Origin of the sequence: Bacillus sp. FSL R7-0685, assembly GCF_038002425.1 — a bacterium.
Lineage (GTDB): Bacteria > Bacillota > Bacilli > Bacillales > Bacillaceae > Bacillus > Bacillus subtilis.
Map to the genome: position 1 here is coordinate 1,944,497 of NZ_JBBOCN010000001.1, position 21,632 is coordinate 1,966,128.

The window sequence follows — 21,632 nt, forward strand, 5'->3', positions numbered from 1 at the left end:
AAAGTAAACCTGATTTATTAAATTTAAAAATAAATTTAACCTTGTTAAGTATATATCTTTTTGCTTATTTTTGAAAGAGAAAACTTCTTTTATTAGCGTATGTATACCCGGTCTGAAATGTGAATGAAACACATTTTAGATGATATGTTTAGTGTTTAGGGTTTATTACTATTTATGAGCTGAATCAAAGGGAAGGAAAAGAAATTGTACATCTTAAAAGAGAATTCTTTTTCAAATGCTAATTTTTATTAAAGATGTTCTTATTCATAGGAAAATAATAGAGAGGAGGCTAAAAGAGTAAAAGCAGGCTATGACAATATTGTTCTCGAAAAAACTTCCTAATTCGTCATATTGTGATATAATAATACTCGTTGTGTTAAAAAAACTAACATCAAAATGAGGTTCACAATGAATTGAAGAAAACAGGAGGTAAAAATGGAGTCTTTTTTCAGCAATTTGATTAATATCCCGAGCGCCTTTATATGGGATTTTTTGGTTTATATTTTAGTAGGGCTCGGCTTATTTTTTACTATTCGTTTTGGTTTTATCCAATTCCGATATTTTATTGAAATGTTTAGAATCGTAGGTGAAAAGCCTGTAGGAAATAAAGGTGTTTCATCTATGCAGGCTTTCTTTATTTCTGCTGCATCCCGAGTCGGTACAGGGAATTTGACTGGTGTCGCTTTAGCAATTGCGACTGGCGGACCAGGCGCTGTATTTTGGATGTGGGTAGTTGCTGCAGTAGGCATGGCTTCAAGCTTTGTCGAAAGTACATTAGCGCAGCTTTATAAGGTGAGAGACGGAGAAGACTTCCGCGGAGGGCCAGCATACTATATCCAAAAGGGTCTTGGTGCCAGATGGCTTGGCATTGTTTTTGCAATCTTAATTACTGTCTCATTTGGTTTAATCTTTAATGCTGTTCAAACGAATACGATTGCGGGAGCATTAGACGGAGCATTCAATGTGAATAAAACCGTTGTTGCTATTGTTCTTGCTGTTTTAACTGCGTTTATTATTTTTGGCGGTTTAAAACGAATTGTAGCGGTATCACAAATGATTGTTCCGGTAATGGCCGGTATCTATATCCTTATTGCTTTATATGTAGTTATCACTAATATTACTGCCTTCCCAGGCGTTATCGCGACAATTGTCAAAAATGCATTTGGCGTTGAACAGGTTGTAGGCGGAGGATTAGGAAGCATCATTATTATTGGTGCAAAACGTGGATTATTTACAAACGAAGCAGGAATGGGGAGCGCGCCGAATGCGGCTGCCACAGCCCATGTTTCGCACCCGGCGAAACAAGGATTTATCCAAACCTTAGGTGTGTTTTTTGATACTTTTATCGTATGTACATCCACTGCGTTTATCGTACTGCTATACAGCCTAACGCCAAAAGGTGATGGCATCCAAGTCACACAGGCTGCTTTAAACCACCACATTGGTAGCTGGACACCGACTTTCATAGCTATTGCAATGTTCTTGTTTGCCTTTAGTTCAGTTGTCGGAAACTATTATTATGGCGAGACAAACATTGAATTTATTAAAACAAGCAAGACATGGCTGAATATTTACCGCATTGCGGTTATCGCTATGGTTGTCTATGGCTGTTTAGCTGACTTCCAGCTCGTTTGGGATATGGCGGACCTCTTTATGGGTATCATGGCGCTGATCAACTTAATTGTGATTACGCTGCTGTCAAACGTTGCTTACAAAGTGTATAAAGATTACGCGAAACAACGTAAGCAAGGACTTGATCCTGTGTTTAAAGCGAAAAACATCCCAGGGCTGAAAAACGCTGAAACATGGGAAGATGAGAAACAAGAAGCATAATTTAAATATAAAACAAAGCTGCATTCAATAGTTGAATGCAGCTTTTTCATTATTGGAAATAAATTTAATTTTTCGACTCGAATGAAAAATGACGTGTAAAGTCCCAATTCAGTCCAGTTTTCTTTGTTCTATATGTGTCATGTGTGTCTTATTCATTGGAGGTAGAGCAAATTAACAGGCTTTTAAACCTCCCAAAAACAAGAAATTAGGTTGATAGACAATCATGAGAAAGATTTTTACAATGAGTTCGTGCTCATAAGAAGTGGAGAGCCAAAATGATGCGAAGGAGGAAAAGATCAGATATGAAACGGTCAATCTCTATTTTTATTACGTGTTTATTGATTACGTTATTGACAATGGGCGGCATGATAGCTTCGCCGACATCAGCAGCAGGGACAAAAACGCCAGTAGCCAAGAATGGCCAGCTTAGCATAAAAGGTACACAGCTCGTTAACCGAGACGGTAAAGCGGTACAGCTGAAGGGGATCAGTTCACACGGATTGCAATGGTATGGAGAATTTGTCAATAAAGACAGCTTAAAATGGCTGAGAGATGATTGGGGTATCACCGTTTTCCGTGCAGCGATGTATACGGCAGATGGCGGTTATATTGACAACCCGTCCGTGAAAAATAAAGTAAAAGAAGCGGTTGAAGCGGCAAAAGAGCTTGGGATATATGTCATCATTGACTGGCATATTTTAAATGACGGCAATCCAAACCAAAATAAAGAGAAGGCAAAAGAATTCTTCAAGGAAATGTCAAGTCTTTACGGAAACACGCCAAACGTCATTTATGAAATTGCAAACGAACCAAACGGTGATGTGAACTGGAAGCGTGATATTAAACCGTATGCGGAAGAAGTGATTTCCGTTATCCGCAAAAATGATCCAGACAACATCATCATTGTCGGAACCGGTACATGGAGCCAGGATGTAAATGATGCTGCCGATGACCAGCTAAAAGATGCAAACGTTATGTACGCACTTCATTTTTATGCCGGCACACACGGCCAATTTTTACGGGATAAAGCAAACTATGCACTCAGCAAAGGAGCACCTATTTTTGTGACAGAGTGGGGAACAAGCGACGCGTCTGGCAATGGCGGTGTATTCCTTGATCAATCGAGGGAATGGCTGAAATATCTCGACAGCAAGACCATCAGCTGGGTGAACTGGAATCTTTCTGATAAGCAGGAATCATCCTCAGCTTTAAAGCCGGGGGCATCTAAAACAGGCGGCTGGCGGTTGTCAGATTTATCTGCTTCAGGAACATTCGTTAGAGAAAACATTCTCGGCACCAAAGATTCGACGAAGGACATTCCTGAAACGCCATCAAAAGATAAACCCACACAGGAAAATGGTATTTCTGTACAGTACAGAGCAGGGGATGGGAGTATGAACAGCAACCAAATCCGTCCGCAGCTTCAAATAAAAAATAACGGCAATACCACGGTTGATTTAAAAGATGTCACTGCCCGTTACTGGTATAAAGCGAAAAACAAAGGCCAAAACGTTGACTGTGACTACGCGCAGATTGGATGCGGCAATGTGACACACAAGTTTGTGACGTTGCATAAACCAAAGCAAGGTGCAGATACCTATCTGGAACTTGGATTTAAAAACGGAACGTTGGCACCGGGAGCAAGCACAGGGAATATTCAGCTCCGTCTTCACAATGATGACTGGAGCAATTATGCACAAAGCGGCGATTATTCCTTTTTCAAATCAAATACGTTTAAAACAACGAAAAAAATCACATTATATGATCAAGGAAAACTGATTTGGGGAACAGAACCAAATTAGTTAAGCTTTTTTTTGGCGGACATCAGTAACGATGTCCGTTTTTATCATCTAATAGGAGGTTTGCGTTGTGGATGAAATACTGAAACAGTATATGGTGCTGTATAAAAAAATGAGTAATATGATAAATGGTCCCGACTATCCAGGTAAGGAAAAAGACATCCAGCATCAAAAAGATCAGATCGAAGTTTACGAAAAACAGCTGCAGCAAGGATTTTCTACAGATTATGACTATGATGTGTTTGCTGATTCTGTTATCAAATGCGCATATGGCGATATGACGCTGGAAGATTTAGAAGCCGTTTATTATGGATTGACAACACCATTTTTTTGATTTGTCATTCAGCAGTAAAATTTCAATTTCTGTCTCACTAACTTAAGTATACTTTGATATTGAGACAGAAATTTATTTATTTTGTTTACTTCCTAGAATATATATTATGTAAACTAGAAAAGATGAAGATTAAAGCTTTGCTGTTTTTATGTACATCCTTTCTTCTTCCTGTAATTCAGCAACAAAATAAAAAAGCGATTTCCCAATCGGAAAATCGCCAATTCAGACACTCTATTATTTATGAGTGTCTTTGTGCTCTTAACGATTTACAACAAATGTTGTCACGCTTTGAGCTGGAAGATGAGCCCAAAAATGATTGCCTGATACAGTGAGATTCGTTCCAGGTTGTAGATTGCTGCTGCTGCTCGTGATCCATCTAGATACGTTTGAAGCAGATCCATTCTGCAAAACAAAGTTTTGGTTGACTCCTGTGTTGCTTTTATTGATGGCAACAATAACGACCTTGTTGTCACCTTTATAGGCTGACACGTAAACGTTCGCATTAGGGTTTTTCGTTGCATCAATCCTTACATAGCCGGGACGCACAAACTTTGAGAAATGAGCCATATTGTAGCCGCGTTTGCTGATCGTACCATCTTCTTTCATAGGTCCATATGATCTTCGGATGTACCACCATACATAAGCTTGAAAGTCCCCCTCTACCATCGCATTGTGAATATGCTGTGAAACATCCAATGCCTCAGGCCATCGATCCGCCGAGTTGTTATCACTGTTTGGATAGTATACTTCCGTCATCCAAAGGTCCTTCCCCGCTCCTTTTTGTTTGAAAAGAGGATAAGGGAATTGGCTGACCTGTGTGCCGTACAGGTGAGTTCCGAGAATATCCATATTGGCAAGAGCCTGCGGATCGTTCAAAATCGGGTCCGACAAATTCTTCAAGTATTGAAATGACTCAGGCGCAATGACGCGGGCATTGATTGAGCCGGCGTTTTCTCTCATAAAGCGAAGTATTTCTTGCGGCGTCCACCACGTCCACTCGTGAGCGTAATCAGGCTCGTTTTGTACCGAAATCGCGTAAAGATTCACACCATTATTCTTCATGAAGGTAACAAAATCGTTAAGATGCTGCGTACTTGTTGTATTTCAGCCGTTTAGCCGATGTGTCACCATTACGATTAAAGGTCTCAACCATATCACTTGGAGGATTCCAAGGAGAAGCAAAAACGATTGCTCCATGTTTGACCGCACTCTTTGCAGTCTCCACCTCTTTATACCAATTATTTCGATTTTCATCTACATGAATTCTTAAGATTGAAAATCCTAACTGGTTCTGTCCATTGCCAAAAGCAGTTTCTCTTTGAGCTGCTGTAAGATCGCCAGCCCAAGCCGGATGATTCATCCCTCCAAAACCGCGAATCACTTGTTTCTCTGCAGATACATTAACTGTTACATCACTGGCTGCCAAAACTTCAGTAGCGCCTGGCCCTAACATGACTGGCAACATAGTGAAACATACTAATAATACACAAATTGTTTTTTTAATGCGTGGAATCATTTATTCCTCTCCTTCGTCATGTGTCTTTTACGGTATTAAAAAATCTGCATGGCATATCCATAATGGCGGGCTGTTCCGGTGATGGCTCGTACTTCACCCGCCTCGTTTTTAAGCGGTCCCATTACGAGTCCTATCTTTGCGTAAACTGCCAGTAATCAAAATTAAACAAGTTTCCTGTACCTGTTCCGGTAAATACAAAGAATACTTTGTGCACACCGGTTGCCCCGCTTACTGCAGTTTCTATTTCTCTCCACGTTTGCGCTCCACCTGTGGAAGGTACATTCAGAGTTCCAACAAGCTTACCATCAGCACTGTCGAGGCGCACTTCTATTTTCCCGCCTGAAGTGGATGCTACATTTGCTTTAAATGACCTGGCACCGCCCGCTCCGAAGTCTGCATTTCCTACAGCAATCCAGTCTCCATTTTGAATGCTTGTTACATGCTGATTATTTACTGGCCCGCCGGGTGCTGTGGACTTCTCTGTCAAAATGCGTCCATTCCAAGCAAACGTTTCAGCTTCTACCCGGTTATAAGGATTCAAATTGGAAAGCTGTGTTACACCTGCATAATTTGCTGCTACCTCTTGGATGGATCCATCTGGGTTATGCACCAGCTTATTAATATGGGGAGAACGGTATCCTTTGCCGGCCCCGAACAGAGCGGAACTGACAGTTTGCGCGTGGTACACCACATACCACTCGTTTTTAAAATTGAAAACAGCATGATGGTTGTTTCCGCCGCCTCCGAAAAATGCACCCGGATTTTTCAGGAAGTGCCCTCTATATGTAAAGGGACCCATGGGATTTGAACTGGTCATGTAGCCGATCTCACCTGGGGGTTTATCGGCCGGGTGCATGCCGCCGAAATTGATGCAATAGGAATAGTAGTATGTTCCGTTATACTTGTGCAATCCGGAATCTTCAAACATGAAAGGCGCATCAATTGTAGATGCACTTCCCTCAACACTCGTCATATCAGGCCCTAATTTTATGACCCTTGCCGTTTTAGGATTGGCCCATTGTCCCTGCGTTGGATTTGAACCGCCAGGAACGCCTCCGCCGGCATACAGGTAACCGGTTCCGTCGTCATCTACAAATACTGCCGGATCAAAAAGCCATACAACACCAGACATTCCTGGCGTACTAGGCGTTACGAGCGGTTTTCCGATTGGATCGGTCCATGGACCAATCGGGCTGTCTGCGGTGAGAACCCCGATACCTCCGCCGCTGTTTGCGAAATAAAGGAAGAATTTATCCTTGCCATTGATTTTTTTTACTGCGATTGACGGTGCCCATGACGCACCTGCCCATTTTGCAATTCCACGGCCTCCATTAGCTCCATTGGCACCTGCTACCGGAATGGCTCCGTGGTCTGTCCAGTTCACCATATCCGCTGAAGATATGACGAATACTCTATTCAAATTGGCAAATGAATTATCTTTAATTGTTCCGTTGCTATTATATTCATAGTCATCACTTGACATATAGATGTAGACTCTTCCGTTATAGGTCAGCGCAACCGGATCCGCTCCCAAATGATGGTCGATAAGCGGGTTTGAATTCCCTATATGTTTTGCAATTGTAGTACTAGTGGCAGCATACGCAGACTTCCCAGATAAGCAGCTCAATAATAAAACTAGAATCCATAAACATACGCTACACTTTTTCCTCATCACTTCACATCCTCCTTTTTCCTTAAAATGGGGGATTTTCTTTTGGAATTTGATAACAACAGGTCACGAAGATTGCACGCATAAAGTAGCCGGAAGCTGTTTAGCAATGTTCCCAGTTGTTCTGAAAGCTCATCTTCATGTGTCTCCATTCTCTCTTTTCTTCGAGGAGATCGCACCACTCCTTCAAAATTGTTCAAAAAAACTTCCCCATTCCTAGCGACCATTGTCCAGAAAATAAAAAGACAGGATTGTTCATGGCCTCCCACTAATCACATTGAACGGAGATTACATCATTATCCAAGATATCCCTTTATCTAACATCCTACATCATTAAAAAAATTGTGTATAGAAACTTTTGGAGGAGTTAGTGTTCGATTCTACAAAGGAACTGGATACATTTATTCATTGATAAGATGGGGCTAACACTCCGTTTATATTTGTATGTTTTCAGACACAAAAAACAGCCGTTCAATGCGGCTGTTTTTTTCAAGAGTATAAGACTATTGAGCGGTATACCCGCTTTTTCATGTTTTGTTCATATTTTATTAATTGTTTATTCAACACTGTCCGCTATAGTAATCCATATCAACAAATATGACTGCCACTCGCATCTTTTATGAAGGGAGGTCCGTTACGCTGAAAGAAAAAATAAAGACCTTAGGCCGTTTTTGCACCGTAGGCGTCGGCAATACGCTGATAGATTTTGGTGTCTTCTTTCTTCTTACCGCTTGTCATGTCTCTTATCTGCCGGCGCAGATCTGCTCCTATACTGCAGGTATCGCCAACAGCTATGTGTGGAACCGGAATTGGACGTTTTGTGTGAAACGTAAGGCTGACGGGAAAGAGGTCGTGCGTTTTCTCATGATTAATATTGCCGCGTCGGGGATCACCTTTTTGCTACTTTATTTGTTTCAAAATTGCGGCTGCTCGCTTTTGGTGAGTAAGCTCGCCGCCACTATCGGCGGAATGATGATGAATTTTATCGGAAACCGAATCTGGGTATTTGGAGATTCGCTGAAAAACATACAGGATCAGGAGTGAAGATGAATGAGAAAAAAAGTGAGAAAAGCGGTTATACCCGCAGCGGGTTTAGGAACGAGATTTCTGCCGGCGACAAAGGCGCAGCCTAAAGAAATGCTCCCAATCGTCGACAAACCAGCAATCCAATATATTGTAGAAGAGGCCGCAGAGTCAGGAATTGAAGATATACTGATTATTACAGGGAGAAACAAACGCTCGATTGAAGATCATTTTGATCGGTCGGCGGAATTGGAATTCAATCTCCGGGAAAAAGGCAAGACGGAGACACTTAAGGAAATGCAGCAGATTGCCGATTTGGCCAACATTCATTACATCCGCCAGAAAGAACCGCTCGGATTAGGCCATGCGGTGCTGTGTGCGGAGCATTTTATCGGAGATGAGCCTTTTGCCGTTCTCTTAGGTGATGATATTATGGTGTCTGAAACACCGGCTCTTCGGCAATTAATGGATGTATATGACGTTTATGGCACAGAGGTTGTCGGTGTACAGTCAGTTCTCCCTGAGGATGTCAGCAAATATGGTATTATAAATACATCAGGGTCTCAAGGGCATGTATACGAAGTGAACGATTTAGTGGAAAAGCCTTCTCCTGAAGAAGCACCTTCGGAAATCGCAGTAATGGGACGTTATGTGCTGAATTCTTCGATCTTCTCCGTTTTGAAGACAATTGGCAGAGGCGCGGGCAACGAAATTCAGCTGACAGATGCGCTTCGTGAGGTTTGCCGTAAGGAGCCGATCCATGCCCGGTTGCTGGAAGGAAATCGATATGACATTGGCGATAAGCTGGGCTGTTTTAAAGCGAGCACCGAAATCGGCTTAATACGTCCCGAAATGAGATCTCAGCTTTTGGCCTATTTAGAAGATGTGATCAAACGGGAAACGAAAGAAATGCTGCGGTAAAAAAATTGTAACCATCTTGCTCGTCAATCAGTCATATAATAGTGAAAAAGATTAGGACAGGTTGTGAAGAATGTGGGCAGTTTGATAAGCGAAATTTTAACATGGCTGACGAACATGGGATATGCGGGTATTGCGATTGGGTTAATGATTGAAATCATTCCGAGTGAGATTGTATTAGCTTATGGCGGCTATATGGTATCGGAGGGCACGATTGGATTTATTGGCGCAATTATTGCGGGTGTTATCGGGGGCACCATTGCCCAGATCTTTATTTACTGGATCGGCCGCTATGGCGGCAGGCCATTTCTGGACAAATACGGGAAGTATTTATTGATTAAAAAGCATCATATCGACATGTCGGAAAACTGGTTTCAGAAATACGGCGCCGGAGTTGTCTTCTCGGCTCGTTTTATACCGGTTGTCAGACATGCCATATCCATTCCGGCAGGTATTGCCAGAATGCCTTTTCTCAAATTTGTGGTACTGACTGTGCTTGCTATCATTCCATGGTCTATTCTGTTTGTTTATTTAGGCATACAGCTAGGAAGCCAGTGGGATGATGTTGAGAATATAGCGGGCACTTATACAACACCGATTATGATATTGGCTGTTGTCGTGATAGCCCTTTATTTTGTGATTAAGAAACGTACAGCCATATTTAAACGATAGCTAGCGGATATGCATAGGGGTGACTGACGCTCCCCTATGCATATTTTTTTACTTGCGATGTTGATTTGCCAGCTTCAGATTCTCCGCTAAAAATGCAACAAACACTTCATCCCGCACAAGCGATGCGGCATAATTTCTCTTAATAAACCATTCTGCTTCTTCAAACGCTGCGAATGTTTCGTCTTGGGTTTCTCCGTTAATTTGAATATTCCATTCGTTGTCTAAAGGGAAAAGAAAAAATCTCATTTGTGCGCGATTTTCATATAATGATCCATTCGCAGATCCCTTTAGATTATAGATGTTACGGAAGGCATCCGGCCGTACAGGATCAATACGGAAAGCTTCAGCTACAAACAACTCGTATACTTCATCGGTTATTGAACAGCCGGACGCTTTTGCATGCCCTCCGCCGCCATATCGGCCGGCGATTTCTGACACATCGATGTAATCATGAATGGTGCGGAGACTGACTCGTTTTGACCCCATGCTCAAAATCGCAATGTAATCGAGGTGCGGGTTATCTTTCCCTAGCCTGTTCCCCAGCTCTGAATGGTACGATTCAGCGTGAACGATGCCTACACAGTGTTCGTGAACAAAGGTTTGTACCATTTCCCTTTTCTTTCTGCGGAGGTAGCGCTCGATTTTTTCGTCTTCTAAATCAAGCAGTTTTTCTTCAAAATCATCGAAGAAAAATTCGTCATGCGTGGAAAGGCGCTGGATCATTTTTGCTTCAAATTCATCGATTGACAGCAAAAAGAAAAGATCATTAAGCCGCTTCGCCTGTTTTTGATCGTACCGCTCCCACTCCCATGTATCGTATTGGCGGACGAGCTCTGTGAATTGATCTAAGGCGTTTGTCGGTTTCATGAAGCCATTTTCAACGAGATAGCCATATAAAAGCGATGTCGCGGATGTGAGCCTTCCATCATCGTATTCCACCTGGACAAATCCCCATTCATGCTCATTCAAATGAAGGGCTGTTTTATGATGGTCAATGAGCTTCACTTTGCCCCCTGCATGAACATACTCATTCAATCTCTCTTCGTTTTCTTCATTGACGGCGAGATCGGTGATGAATAACGCGTCCTGTCTGTTGCTCTCCTTCGCTTTTTCTAAAAAGTACTGCACCTGTGCGTTTAAGCCGTTAACAGAGTTATACCGGACCTCTATGTCTTTTCCGAACGCCAATTTTGCTACGATTCCGCATCCTACTCCGTCCAAGTCGTTATGTGAATATAAATGATACATAATGTAGGCCCCTTTTTATGATAAACTGACAATTGCCGCTAGAGGTGCGGCAGCCTTTATTTACTATTCTAAAAAACCAACCGTTTTATGCAAATGTAATTAGTTGACATAATGTTGTTATTGTAAATATATAAAGGAGCGCTTTTTACGCTCCTAAGTTCTTGCTTTTACACTGGATAAACTGGATGCTTTCGATTGGTAAATGTCATTTCCTTTGTCATGTATGCCTGGAGCCGTTTTGCCAGCTCATCACGCAGCGAATTGGCTGGGATAACAGCATCAATGATCATTTCTGAAGCCAGACGGTAGATATTGATGTCCTCTTTGTATTCCTCCCGTTTGCTGCTGATAAATGCGGCTCTCTCTTCTTCTGGCAGCTCGGCGATTTTTTTAGCGTAGACAGCGTTTACAGCGGCCTCAGGGCCCATGACGGCGATTTGGGCGGTTGGGAGCGCTAGACAGCAATCCGGTTCAAATGCCGGCCCTGCCATTGCATACAACCCCGCCCCGTACGCTTTTCGGACAATGACAGAGAGCTTTGGAACAGTTGCCTCCGACATCGCAGAAATCATTTTCGCTCCGTGTCTGATAATCCCAGCCTGTTCTACTTTTGTGCCAATCATAAAACCGGGGATATCCGCTAAGAACAGCAATGGGATATGAAAAGCGTCACATAAGGTAATAAACTTAGCCGCTTTGTCTGCTGAATCGTGGAATAAGACGCCTCCTTTTACCTTCGGCTGGTTTGCAACAATGCCGACAGGCTGTCCGTGGATTCGTGCGAGGCCCGTCAATAATTCCGGTGCAAATAAAGCTTTGATCTCAAAAAATGAGTCTTCATCTATGACCCGCTCAATCAGCTCATGCATATCAAAAGGTGCGTTTTGATTTTGCGGAATGACGTCGGCAAGCGGGGTGTCGAAGTGTTTTGGCGGGCGTTTCTTATGAATGGGCGCTTTTTCTTGAAAATTTGCCGGAAAGTAAGACAAATAAGCCCGCGCCAGCTGTATGGCTTCTTCTTCAGTTTCTGCAAGAATATCTCCGCAGCCGGAGATTGAGCAATGCATACGGGCGCCACCCATTTCTTCAAGAGACACTTTTTCGCCAATAACCATTTCCGCCATCCTTGGCGAGCCTAAATACATGGAGGCGTTACCGTCTACCATAACGACGATATCACAGAAGGCCGGAATATAAGCGCCACCTGCTGCAGATGGTCCGAAAAGCAGACAGATTTGCGGAATGCGTCCCGATAATTTGACTTGATTGTAAAAAATTCTTCCTGCACCGCGTCTCCCTGGAAAGACATTGATTTGGTCGGTAATTCGGGCGCCTGCCGAATCGACTAAATAAATGAGCGGACAGTTTAATTTTTCGGCGGTTTCTTGAATTCTGATGATTTTTTCAACTGTTTTTGCTCCCCATGACCCCGCTTTCACTGTTGAATCATTCGCCATGACGCAAACGGTTTGGCCGCCGATTTTGCCAATAGCGGTTACAACTCCGTCAGCGGGAAGCCCGTCTGACATACATTCCGCAAAAAAAGCGTCTTCTAGCTCAATGTCATCGTCAAAGAGAAGGGAAAGCCGCTCTCTGACAAAGAGCTTGCCTTTTTCCCGATTGCTTTGATGATACTTTTCCGCTCCGCCTTTTCGAATCCGTTCAGCCCGTTCTGTTCGTTCCTTTTCATAATCCATCAGCATTGCCTCCCTTTTATATTCCCTTGTATACGGCCCGTCTTTTTTCTTGAAAGGCCTGAAGCCCTTCTCTCCTGTCTTTTGTCGGGATGGTTTGTTCATACGCTTTTTGTTCAATCGCAAGGCCTGTAGCAAGATCTGTCTCCAATCCTTTATTGATTGCAAATTTAGCCTGACGGACAGCGATCGGTCCGTTGGCAGAAATGGCTGCGGCCAGTTCCTCTGCTTTTGGCATAAGGTCACAAGGAGCCGTGACATGCTCTACAAGGCCGATTTCTTTTGCTTCGTGTGCGGTCACGCGTCTGCCTGTATAAATGAATTCTTTTGCTTTTCCTCTGCCAATCAGCCGGGGCAGCCTTTGGGTCCCTCCAGCGCCCGGGATAATAGCTAACCCTGTTTCCGGAAGTCCCAGCACAGCTGCTTCAGTTGCGATTCGAAGGTCGCATGCCAATGCCAATTCTAGTCCGCCGCCTAATGCGCTTCCATTTATCGCAGCTATGACCGGCTGCGGCAAGGCATCAAGTAAAGCCGCCGTTCTTTGAATGAGAGATACACTTTCCAGAACCTGATCTTCTTTCAGTTTTATCCGTTCCTTTAGGTCTGCCCCTGCACAAAACGCTTTTTCACCGGTGCCTGTGAGGATGACGCAACGGATGTTTGAGTTAAATTCAATTTCCTGGATAATCATTTGCAGGTTTCTAAGCATTTCCGCTGAAAGAGCATTTGCTGCCTGAGGCCTGTTTAAGGTGATCAACGCAATATGTTCATTTTTAACAGTAAAAAGAATAGAATCTCCCATTGTATGCGTCCTCCCTTTTATCAAGATGATTTAAACACCTGTAAATTTCTGCTCGGCAGCGGTTTGCCCATTTTTTCTTCAATCCATTTGGCCGCAGATAGCAGTTTTTCTAGCTTTACATTTGTTTTGATATCCATCTGTTCAAGCATGTACACGATATCCTCAGTTGCGGCGTTTCCTGATGAACCTGGCGCATATGGGCATCCCCCAAGCCCGCCTGCCGAGCCGTCGAACACCGTGATGCCCATTTGGAGTGCTGTGACCATGTTGGCCAGAGCGGTTCCTCTCGTATCATGAAAATGCAAGGCAATTTGATTAGCCGGGAATCTTGCCAAAAGAGCTTCAAGTACAGTTTCCACTTGGGCGGGATTAGCCGCTCCAATCGTATCTCCAAGCGAAAGTTCAGAAATCCCAAATTCAAATAGAGCTTCTGAAAGGCGAATGACTTGTTCAATGGGGACATCTTTTTCGTACGGACAGCCGAAAACAGTCGAGAGGTAGGCTCTTGTTGTGAGGTTTGCTTTTTGTGCGTCGTTGTTTACTTGTTTGAGTATATGAAGGGATTCAGAAGTGGATTTATTGATGTTTTTTCTGTTGTGCGTCTCGCTGGTGGACATAAAAACGCAAGCCTCGTTAATGCCTCCTTCAAGTGCATTCTCCAGTCCTCTTTGATTCGGGACAAGTGCCGCGTACGTTACCCCTTTTAAACGGTCGATGCCTTTTGCTACAGCGATAGCATCTCGAAGCGCCGGAATCCATTTCGGGTGAACGAAGGATGTGATTTCAATATACGAAAGCCCTGTCCTGGAAAGCTGGTTGATCCAGGTTATTTTATCCTCTGTTGAGATCCATACGGGCTCGTTTTGTAAGCCGTCACGCGGGCCGACTTCTTTGATTGTCACTTTTTTAGGATATGTCATGGTCTTCCTCCAAATTATTGAGTGGAATCGCTCAGTTCGAGCAGTACGTCTCCTTCATTTACAAAGTCGCCTTCATTTTTTTTGACTTCTTTTACGATTCCGCTTCTATCTGCAACGATCGGGATTTCCATTTTCATCGATTCCAAAATGGCTACCTCCTGGCCCTTTTCGATTTGGTCGCCGGCTTTGACGTGGACTTTCCACAGGTTTCCTGCCATTTGTATGCTAACCGTCATGACAACTGCCTCCTTTATAGGTGTTGTTTCAAAAAGTCAGTCGTGACATCCCCTTCTTTAAATGCCTTTGTTGCCGCAGCCTGTATGAGAAGCGGAAGGTTTGTTTTGATTCCCTCTACACGATAGTCGCGAAGCGCTGTCTCTAGTTTTTCAATTGCTTCTGTTCTGGTTTGGCCTTTGACAATCATCTTAGCGATCATCGGGTCATAAAAAGGGGTAACGGTGCTGTCTTTTGCTACCGCACATTCGTGTCTGACTCCTTTTTGGTCAGGAAGTGAAAACGCAGTGATCGTACCTGGTGACGGGAAGAAGGTCTTGGGATCTTCCGCGTATATTCGAACCTCTATCGCATGCCCGTTCCGTTTGATGTCTTTTTGGGAGAATGTGAGTGTATGGCCCGCAGCAATCCGCAGCTGCTGCTCAACTAAGTCCAGGCCTGTTATTTCTTCAGTCACGGGGTGTTCAACTTGCAGTCTCGTATTCATTTCGAGGAAATAAAAATTTTGTTTCTGGTCAACTATAAATTCGATGGTGCCTGCGTTCGTATAGCCGATTGCCTTCGCTGCTTTTACCGCTGTTTGACCGATCTTCATTCTTAGTTCATCGTCTACAAATGGAGACGGTGCTTCTTCAATGACTTTTTGGTGGCGTCTCTGAACAGAGCAATCACGTTCAAACAGATGTACTGTATGGCCGTGTTGATCGGCCAAAAGCTGAACCTCGATGTGGCGCGCATGTTCAATAACTTTTTCTATATACATAGACCCGTCACCGAAAAAATCTGCTGCGCGCTTTTTGTTTCCCTCGTACGCTTTTTTTAATGCTTCTTCATTTTCAACACGCTGCATTCCGATGCCGCCTCCGCCCGCTGAAGCTTTCAGCATGACAGGATAGCCGATTTGACTTGCGGTGCGGCAGGCTGCCTCTATATCTCCGAGGGATTCAGAAACGCCCGGCACCACAGGGACACCTGCAGCCTCCATTGCTTTTCGCGCTTCAATTTTGCTGCCCATCTTTGCGATGATATCAGGGGAAGGTCCGATAAACACGATGTTTTCTTGCTTGCAGCGTTCAGCGAACCGGCTGTTTTCTGATAACAATCCATATCCCGGGTGGATCGCGTCGGCTTTTGCTTTTTTCGCCGTCTTTATGATTCTCTCTATATTTAAATAACTTTCACTGACTCTCGATTCCCCGATCAAATATGCCTCTGTAGCGGCTTTTGTATGGGGCGCGTCCTTGTCTGCTTCTGAATAAACAGCGACCGTTTTAATGCCGAGACGGCTGCATGTTCGGATAATTCTCATTGCAATTTCTCCGCGGTTGGCGATCAGTACTTTTGTAAACATGATTTCACCTCATTGACTTGATGATAGGTTGAACATTTCAATCGTTTTTTCTCGCAGTTTATATTTTTGAATTTTGCCTGAGGCCGTCATCGGATAGTCATCCGTAAAAATAACATAACGCGGAATTTTGTGGCGGGCGATTTTCCCTTTGCAATAGGCTTTAAGCTCATCAGGTGAAACGCTTTTACCGTCTTTCAGTTTAATCCAGGCTGCAGCTTCCTCCCCGAATTTGGCGTCAGGCACACCAACGACCTGTACATCTAAAATAGCGGGATGCCGGTATAAAAATTCTTCAATTTCCCGCGGATAAATGTTCTCGCCGCCTCTGATGAGCATATCTTTTAATCTTCCGGTGATGCGGCAGTACCCGTCTTCATCCATGACAGCAAGATCTCCGGTAAACAGCCATCCGTCATGATTGATTGCTTTTCTGGTCGCTTCTTTGTCTTTATAATAGCCTTTCATGACGTGATAGCCGCGGGTGCACAGCTCTCCCTGCATGCCTCTTTGAACTTCTTGCCATGTCCCGGGTTCTACAATTTTCACTTCAGTATGTGGCAGGGCACGGCCGGTAGTTTCGACTCTTCTTATGAAGGAATCATTTGCTCTCGTTTGTGTAATGACTGGCGAGGCTTCGGTTTGTCCATAGGCGATCGTAATGTCTTTCATGCCCATCCTTTCAATCACAGCTTTCATCACTTCACTTGGACAGGGAGAGCCGGCCATGATTCCTGTTCGGAGCGTCGATAGATCATATGCATCAAAATCCGGATGATGCAGCTCGGCGATAAACATGGTAGGCACACCATGGAGCGCTGTGCATTTCTCTTTTTCTACCGTTTTAAGGACGGTAACGGGATCAAATTCTTGCACGGGTATCATGGCTGCCCCGACGGATACACATGCCAAAACCCCAAGCACGCATCCAAAGCAGTGAAAAAACGGAACCGGGATGCACATGCGGTCTTGAGAGGATAAAGCCATACATTCAGCGATATTGGCAGCGTTATTGATGACATTAAAATGGGCCAGCATCACGCCTTTTGGAAACCCTGTCGTTCCTGATGTGTATTGCATATTAATCACATCGTCTTTATCCAGGCTGTTCATTCTCTCTTCAAGCTCAGCATCTGTCACTGTTTTCGCCAATATCTCTGTATCGTCCCAATGATACATGCCAGGCAACCGTTTATTGCCAATATAGATCAGCGTTTTTAAAAAGGGATAGCGTTCAGATTTCAGTTGGCCGGGCTTTCCTTCTTGCAGTTCTGGAATTAAACTGCTCACGATGTCTGGATAAGAAGTGCCCCTGTATGAATCCATGATAATAAGCGCGGCGGCATCCGATTGCTTTAACAAGTAGTCCAGTTCGTGTGCTTGATAATTGGTATTGACGGTTACGAGCACGGCTCCGATCTTCGCAGTTGCGAACTGGACGGCAAGCCATTCAGGGATATTAGAAGCCCATATGGCGACGTGGTCTCCTTTTCCAATCCCCATCCGCATGAGACCTTTAGCGGTTTGACGGCACAGACTGTCAAATTGAGCGTACGTATAGCGGATATTTCGGTCTGGATACACAACAGCATCTCGATCGGGATACGCATCAGCTGTTTGTTCCAGCAGCCTGCCGATTGTGGAATGGATGAGTTCAGCCATTCATTGTTCCTCCTTTCTTAATGATAGGAAAGCGTTTACATTTTTATTTTAAAAGCTGTCTGGCGATCACGAGACGCTGAATTTCAGATGTGCCTTCACCGATTTCCATTAATTTTGCGTCCCGCAGCATCCGTTCCACCCCATACTCTTTCATATAGCCTGAACCTCCATGGATTTGAATGGCTTGATTGCAAGCTCTTGTCGCCATTTCAGATGCGAATAGCTTGGCGTACGCCGCTTCTTTGGTGAACGGGCGGTTATGATCTTTCAGCCAGGCGGCTTTTAACACCATTTGCCGTGCCAGATCAATTTCCATCGCCATGTCAGCAAGCTTAAATTGAATCGCTTGAAATGAAGAAATCGGCTGTCCAAACTGCTTTCGTTCTTTCGCATATGCCAATGATGCGTCAAGGGCCGCTTGAGCAATGCCGACTGCAAGAGCAGCGATGGAGATTCGACCACCGTCCAGCGTATATAGAAACTGTTTAAACCCTTTTGTTGGATCGCCGAGTAAGTTGGCCGCAGGCACTCTTACATCCTCAAGCAAAATTTCCGCTGTATTCGAACCGCGGACGCCCATTTTATCGTACGGGCTCGTAATCGTAAGTCCTGGTGTGTCAGTTGGCACGATTAATGCGGAGATGATGTTTTTTCCATCTTTGTTTTTGCCTGTTACTGCAGTCACAATAACTGTGCGTGCGTAGCTTGCATTAGTGATCCAGCACTTTTCGCCGTTGATTACATACTCGTCACCATTTGAAATCGCTTTTGTTTGAGTGCCTCCTGCATCTGAGCCTGCATTTGGCTCCGTCAGGCCGAATGATCCGAGTGCTGTGCCTGAAGCCAGCGGCGTCAAATGCGTCCGTTTTTGCTCTTCTGTTCCGAAGTAGTATAGAGGGCTTGCGCCTAGCGAGACCGCTGCAGCATAGCTTAATCCAGTACTGCCGCAGGCTTTGCCGACTTCTTCAACCGCTAAGGCATATGAAATCGTATCACCGCCAGATCCGCCATATTCTTCTGGAAATGGAATACCCATCAGACCGAGTTCACCCATTTTTTCAAATGTTTGCATCGGGAACTCACCTGTTTGATCTACATGTTCAGCGTGAGGAGCAATTTCTTTTTTCGCAAAATCTTTTACCATTTCACGCACCATTTGTTGTTCTTTTGTCAGCTCAAAATTCACATCGTTTCCTCCTTCACATCTTTGTAACATCCTATTAGGCGAGTTCTATAATCATTCCCTGACAAGAAAAGTCTGAAAATTAAAACTGAATCATTTTTTATGTAATAATTTCAGCGGAATGAGCAAATACATGCAGTAGGCGCATACCATCCATATCGCAAACGCAATAACTTGGCCCTTTGATAAAGCCGGGAAGATGAGGGAGATTCCAAAGGGAAATCGTATCAATCAATAAACCGACCGCTGATCCCCATATACCTAGCTTGATCACCGCGAACTGTGATTGATCGAGTTTTTGATAGAGAAAGAACACAAGGCATAAAACAAGAGCGGTGCCCGCTCCCAAGAGAAGAAAGTTCGGCAAAAAGGCTTCTTCAGCCGGATCAGTCAACACAGCATCTTCGAACAGCACAAAAAATAATGTGGCACCTAACCAGACTAGAAATGAAAACGAAAAACACGTCCTGTACGTGTTTCTCTTCGTTTTATTTAGTACTAGTTTCTCAGATTCCAATAATGGAAAATGTCCAAACACCGCCTACAGCGGCTTACTATCGTTTCCTGTCTCCAAAATCACTTTTTAAAAAAAGACGACTTAGAAAGCCGTCCTTCTCATTTCTTATTTTGTTGTTCGTTTGGAAGCTTTGCTTTCGTTATGAAGCCGGTCTGCTGAAGTGACATAATACGTATATTTCTTGTTGGGATCTGCCGTGTTATCTAAGAAGGTTTGCTGCTCATGTGTTTTTCTTTGCGTTGCCAGCAATGTTCTCTGCTTTTTCCCTTCGGCTCTGTATATCGCATAATAGGCTGTTTCTTTCGTTTTTTGATTTGATGGGTGATCTTTAATCTGCAGAAGATTGCCGTTTTTGTCTTCGGTGACTTTCGTAAGCTTCGGTTTTTTTGGGGCGGTATTGTCAAGCCAAGGCATTTGCGGAACCAGTGCCGGCTTGCTGTAAAGATCGGCGATAAGCCTGTCTTTGATGCCAAGCGGATTTTTGTTGAGATCCTTGAGGCTGAAATGCATGCTTCCTTTCACCAGTTCAAGCTGGCGGTTCAAAGTGATTTGCCGCACATATTCCTCAGGGTCGGACCAAGGCGGATCAAAATTGTTATTGATTTTATATGCTGCCTGGCCAATATATAAGTGAACAGGCCTATTTTTGACTTCATTGCTCCACCAATCAGCCAGCACGTCGTACGCCGCTGCGTTAAAGCCGATACTCCAATAAATTTGCGGAGCAATATAATCGATGTCGCCTTCTTGGATCCAATGCCTTGTGTCTGCATATAGATCGTCATAATTTCTGACGCCTGCTTTTGTATTCGATCCGGTCGGGTCATCTGCGGCGTTTCTCCATACTCCAAAGGGACTGATGCCGAATTTGACATACGGTTTTGCAGCTTTAATTGTTTGGTTGATTTGTTTGACAAGCTGGTTCACATTGTCCCGCCGCCAGTCATCGATATTAGAAAAAGCGTCTTTTCCGTATTGTTCATACTGTGCTTGATCAGGAAATTCCTGTCCTGCTATTTTATAAGGGTAAAAATAATCATCCATATGAACAGCATCGATATCATAATGTTTTACGACTTCTTCAATGCCTTTGACGATAAAATCTCTCGCTTCTGGAATGCCTGGATGATAATACAGCTGGTTTCCGTAGGCGGCAACCCAATCTGGATGTTTTCTTGCCGGGTGACTCTCAGACAATTTATTAAGATCTGTATGATTCATTGTAATACGGTAAGGGTTAAACCACGCGTGAAATTCCAAATTTCGTTTATGGGTTTCTTCAATCATAAATGCAAGAGGATCATAGCCCGGGTCCTTCCCTTGGACACCGGTTAAGTATTCCGACCAAGGCCCGTAAGCTGACGGATAAAAGGCATCAGCCGTCGGTTTAATCTGAACAATAACGGCATTCATTCCCATTTTTTGCACATCGTCCAGCAGTTTGATATACTCCTGTTTTTGCTCTTTCACAGATAACCCTTTTTTGGACGGCCAATCAATATTTAATACGGAAGCAATCCATACGGCTCTCAGCTCCCTGTCAGACTGCGCATTGGCCATAAACGGAACGGAAATGACAAACGTTCCGATGATCAAGCTGACAAGGAAACGGACAATCGACTTTTGGCAAACCTTCATTCTGTTTCTTCTCCCCCATTACATCACTTTCACTATTCGCTATTACGGTATTCCCGGGCTATAAAAGGGTGATTAACAGAATGTCTATCTCACTAAATAAACGAAAAAAGTCCTAAAGCATGTTGTGAACCGCTTTTAGGACTTTTTATCATTCATCATGGTTTGCAGACTTTTTAACACGTCAATAAGTTTTACGCCGACACCGACAGCCGTTTCAAGGATCGCTTGTGCTCCGGCAATGGCTAAAATAAAGATCAGCGGTATTGCAATACGAGGCAAAAATAGATAGCCAAGTCCGATCAAGATGGCACACCAAACACCGGCACACCAGTAGCAATTGAGCATGTATCCAAAGTTAGAAGCCGGCACGCTTTTTTCATCTACATGCCCGTTTTGATCAACAATCCTTTTCTTTTTCATAAAAGGTTTTCGGATAAATTCTGTGATTTTGTCGAATACAATCAAATGTGTCAGCCTGTAACTGGCTAGAATCAGCATGATAAACGTAAGAAAAGATAGATGATCCATGACAAGCCTCCAAGAAAAAGGATGATGTTATCATTCCCTAGTGTCATCGATCCATTCTTTGATACAAAAAGAAGCGGACAGAGAATGCCTCTGT

The 21,632-nt window shown here is 43.8% G+C and carries 17 protein-coding genes and 3 pseudogenes; 6 read left to right on the forward strand and 14 right to left on the reverse strand.

What is annotated here, in order from left to right:
* The first annotated feature begins 435 nt into the window (after positions 1-435).
* From MKY50_RS09965 to MKY50_RS09975, 3 genes are all read left to right on the forward strand, one after another.
* Complete coding sequence (locus MKY50_RS09965; protein WP_116316104.1) at positions 436-1,833, forward strand: alanine/glycine:cation symporter family protein; 1,398 nt, start codon at positions 436-438, stop codon at positions 1,831-1,833.
* Between the two features lie 302 nt (positions 1,834-2,135).
* Positions 2,136-3,635 carry an endo-1,4-beta-glucanase EglS gene (eglS, locus tag MKY50_RS09970; RefSeq protein WP_341116571.1) on the forward strand — a complete coding sequence of 500 codons (1,500 nt, stop codon included), beginning with the start codon at positions 2,136-2,138 and terminating at the stop codon, positions 3,633-3,635.
* Between the two features lie 67 nt (positions 3,636-3,702).
* The gene (locus tag MKY50_RS09975) at positions 3,703-3,966 is read left to right on the forward strand and encodes a YnfE family protein (protein WP_003231535.1); all 264 of its coding nucleotides are present in this window, start codon (positions 3,703-3,705) and stop codon (positions 3,964-3,966) included.
* A gap of 258 nt (positions 3,967-4,224) precedes the next feature.
* Here the strand turns inward: MKY50_RS09975 and xynC are convergent.
* Positions 4,225-5,482: pseudogene (gene xynC, locus MKY50_RS09980) on the reverse strand (glucuronoarabinoxylan endo-1,4-beta-xylanase XynC).
* 130 nt (positions 5,483-5,612) lie between these two features.
* The gene (gene xynD / locus MKY50_RS09985; protein ID WP_213385474.1) at positions 5,613-7,154 is read right to left on the reverse strand and encodes a glycoside hydrolase family 43 protein; all 1,542 of its coding nucleotides are present in this window, start codon (positions 7,152-7,154) and stop codon (positions 5,613-5,615) included.
* Positions 7,155-7,748: 594 nt separating this feature from the next.
* Between xynD and MKY50_RS09990 the strand changes: the two genes are divergently transcribed.
* The 3 genes from MKY50_RS09990 (at position 7,749) to MKY50_RS10000 (ending at position 9,764) form a co-directional block, all read left to right on the forward strand.
* Positions 7,749-8,195, forward strand: coding sequence for a GtrA family protein (locus tag MKY50_RS09990; RefSeq protein WP_167408187.1), 447 nt, complete (start codon positions 7,749-7,751; stop codon positions 8,193-8,195).
* Between the two features lie 6 nt (positions 8,196-8,201).
* Positions 8,202-9,095 (forward strand): UTP--glucose-1-phosphate uridylyltransferase GalU, encoded by an 894-nt coding sequence (galU, locus tag MKY50_RS09995; RefSeq protein ID WP_277737176.1) that lies wholly within the window; start codon positions 8,202-8,204, stop codon positions 9,093-9,095.
* 72 nt (positions 9,096-9,167) lie between these two features.
* Positions 9,168-9,764 (forward strand): DedA family protein, encoded by a 597-nt coding sequence (locus tag MKY50_RS10000; protein WP_003231529.1) that lies wholly within the window; start codon positions 9,168-9,170, stop codon positions 9,762-9,764.
* A gap of 48 nt (positions 9,765-9,812) precedes the next feature.
* Here MKY50_RS10000 and nrnB read toward each other — a convergent pair whose 3' ends face one another.
* The 12 genes and pseudogenes from nrnB to MKY50_RS10060 form a co-directional block, all read right to left on the reverse strand.
* Entirely contained in the window at positions 9,813-11,012 is a 1,200-nt protein-coding gene (nrnB, locus tag MKY50_RS10005; RefSeq protein WP_015251991.1) for an oligoribonuclease NrnB, read from the reverse strand.
* Positions 11,013-11,179: 167 nt separating this feature from the next.
* On the reverse strand, positions 11,180-12,715 hold the full coding sequence (locus tag MKY50_RS10010) for an acyl-CoA carboxylase subunit beta (RefSeq protein WP_341116573.1): 1,536 nt from the start codon (positions 12,713-12,715) through the stop codon (positions 11,180-11,182).
* A 10-nt stretch (positions 12,716-12,725) separates the two neighbouring features.
* Positions 12,726-13,508 (reverse strand): enoyl-CoA hydratase, encoded by a 783-nt coding sequence (locus tag MKY50_RS10015; RefSeq protein ID WP_213420269.1) that lies wholly within the window; start codon positions 13,506-13,508, stop codon positions 12,726-12,728.
* A 20-nt stretch (positions 13,509-13,528) separates the two neighbouring features.
* The gene (gene ldeG, locus MKY50_RS10020; protein WP_213420268.1) at positions 13,529-14,428 is read right to left on the reverse strand and encodes a hydroxymethylglutaryl-CoA lyase; all 900 of its coding nucleotides are present in this window, start codon (positions 14,426-14,428) and stop codon (positions 13,529-13,531) included.
* Positions 14,429-14,442: 14 nt separating this feature from the next.
* Positions 14,443-14,664 (reverse strand): acetyl-CoA carboxylase biotin carboxyl carrier protein subunit, encoded by a 222-nt coding sequence (locus tag MKY50_RS10025; RefSeq protein WP_014476962.1) that lies wholly within the window; start codon positions 14,662-14,664, stop codon positions 14,443-14,445.
* 14 nt (positions 14,665-14,678) lie between these two features.
* Positions 14,679-16,013 carry an acetyl-CoA carboxylase biotin carboxylase subunit gene (locus MKY50_RS10030; RefSeq protein ID WP_106074200.1) on the reverse strand — a complete coding sequence of 445 codons (1,335 nt, stop codon included), beginning with the start codon at positions 16,011-16,013 and terminating at the stop codon, positions 14,679-14,681.
* Positions 16,014-16,022: 9 nt separating this feature from the next.
* Positions 16,023-17,672: an AMP-binding protein gene (locus MKY50_RS10035; RefSeq protein ID WP_341116577.1), complete on the reverse strand. Its 1,650-nt coding sequence runs from the start codon at positions 17,670-17,672 to the stop codon at positions 16,023-16,025.
* Positions 17,673-17,715: 43 nt separating this feature from the next.
* Entirely contained in the window at positions 17,716-18,858 is a 1,143-nt protein-coding gene (locus MKY50_RS10040; protein ID WP_128441656.1) for an acyl-CoA dehydrogenase, read from the reverse strand.
* Positions 18,859-18,948: 90 nt separating this feature from the next.
* Positions 18,949-19,252, reverse strand: a pseudogene (locus MKY50_RS10045) (DUF5367 family protein).
* Positions 19,242-19,393, reverse strand: a pseudogene (locus MKY50_RS10050) (hypothetical protein). Before MKY50_RS10050 ends, MKY50_RS10045 begins: the two co-directional pseudogenes overlap by 11 nt.
* 84 nt (positions 19,394-19,477) lie before the next feature.
* Complete coding sequence (locus MKY50_RS10055) at positions 19,478-21,010, reverse strand: glycoside hydrolase family 10 protein (protein WP_106074202.1); 1,533 nt, start codon at positions 21,008-21,010, stop codon at positions 19,478-19,480.
* 135 nt (positions 21,011-21,145) lie between these two features.
* Entirely contained in the window at positions 21,146-21,538 is a 393-nt protein-coding gene (locus MKY50_RS10060) for a DUF1360 domain-containing protein (protein ID WP_014476970.1), read from the reverse strand.
* Positions 21,539-21,632: the final 94 nt, after the last annotated feature.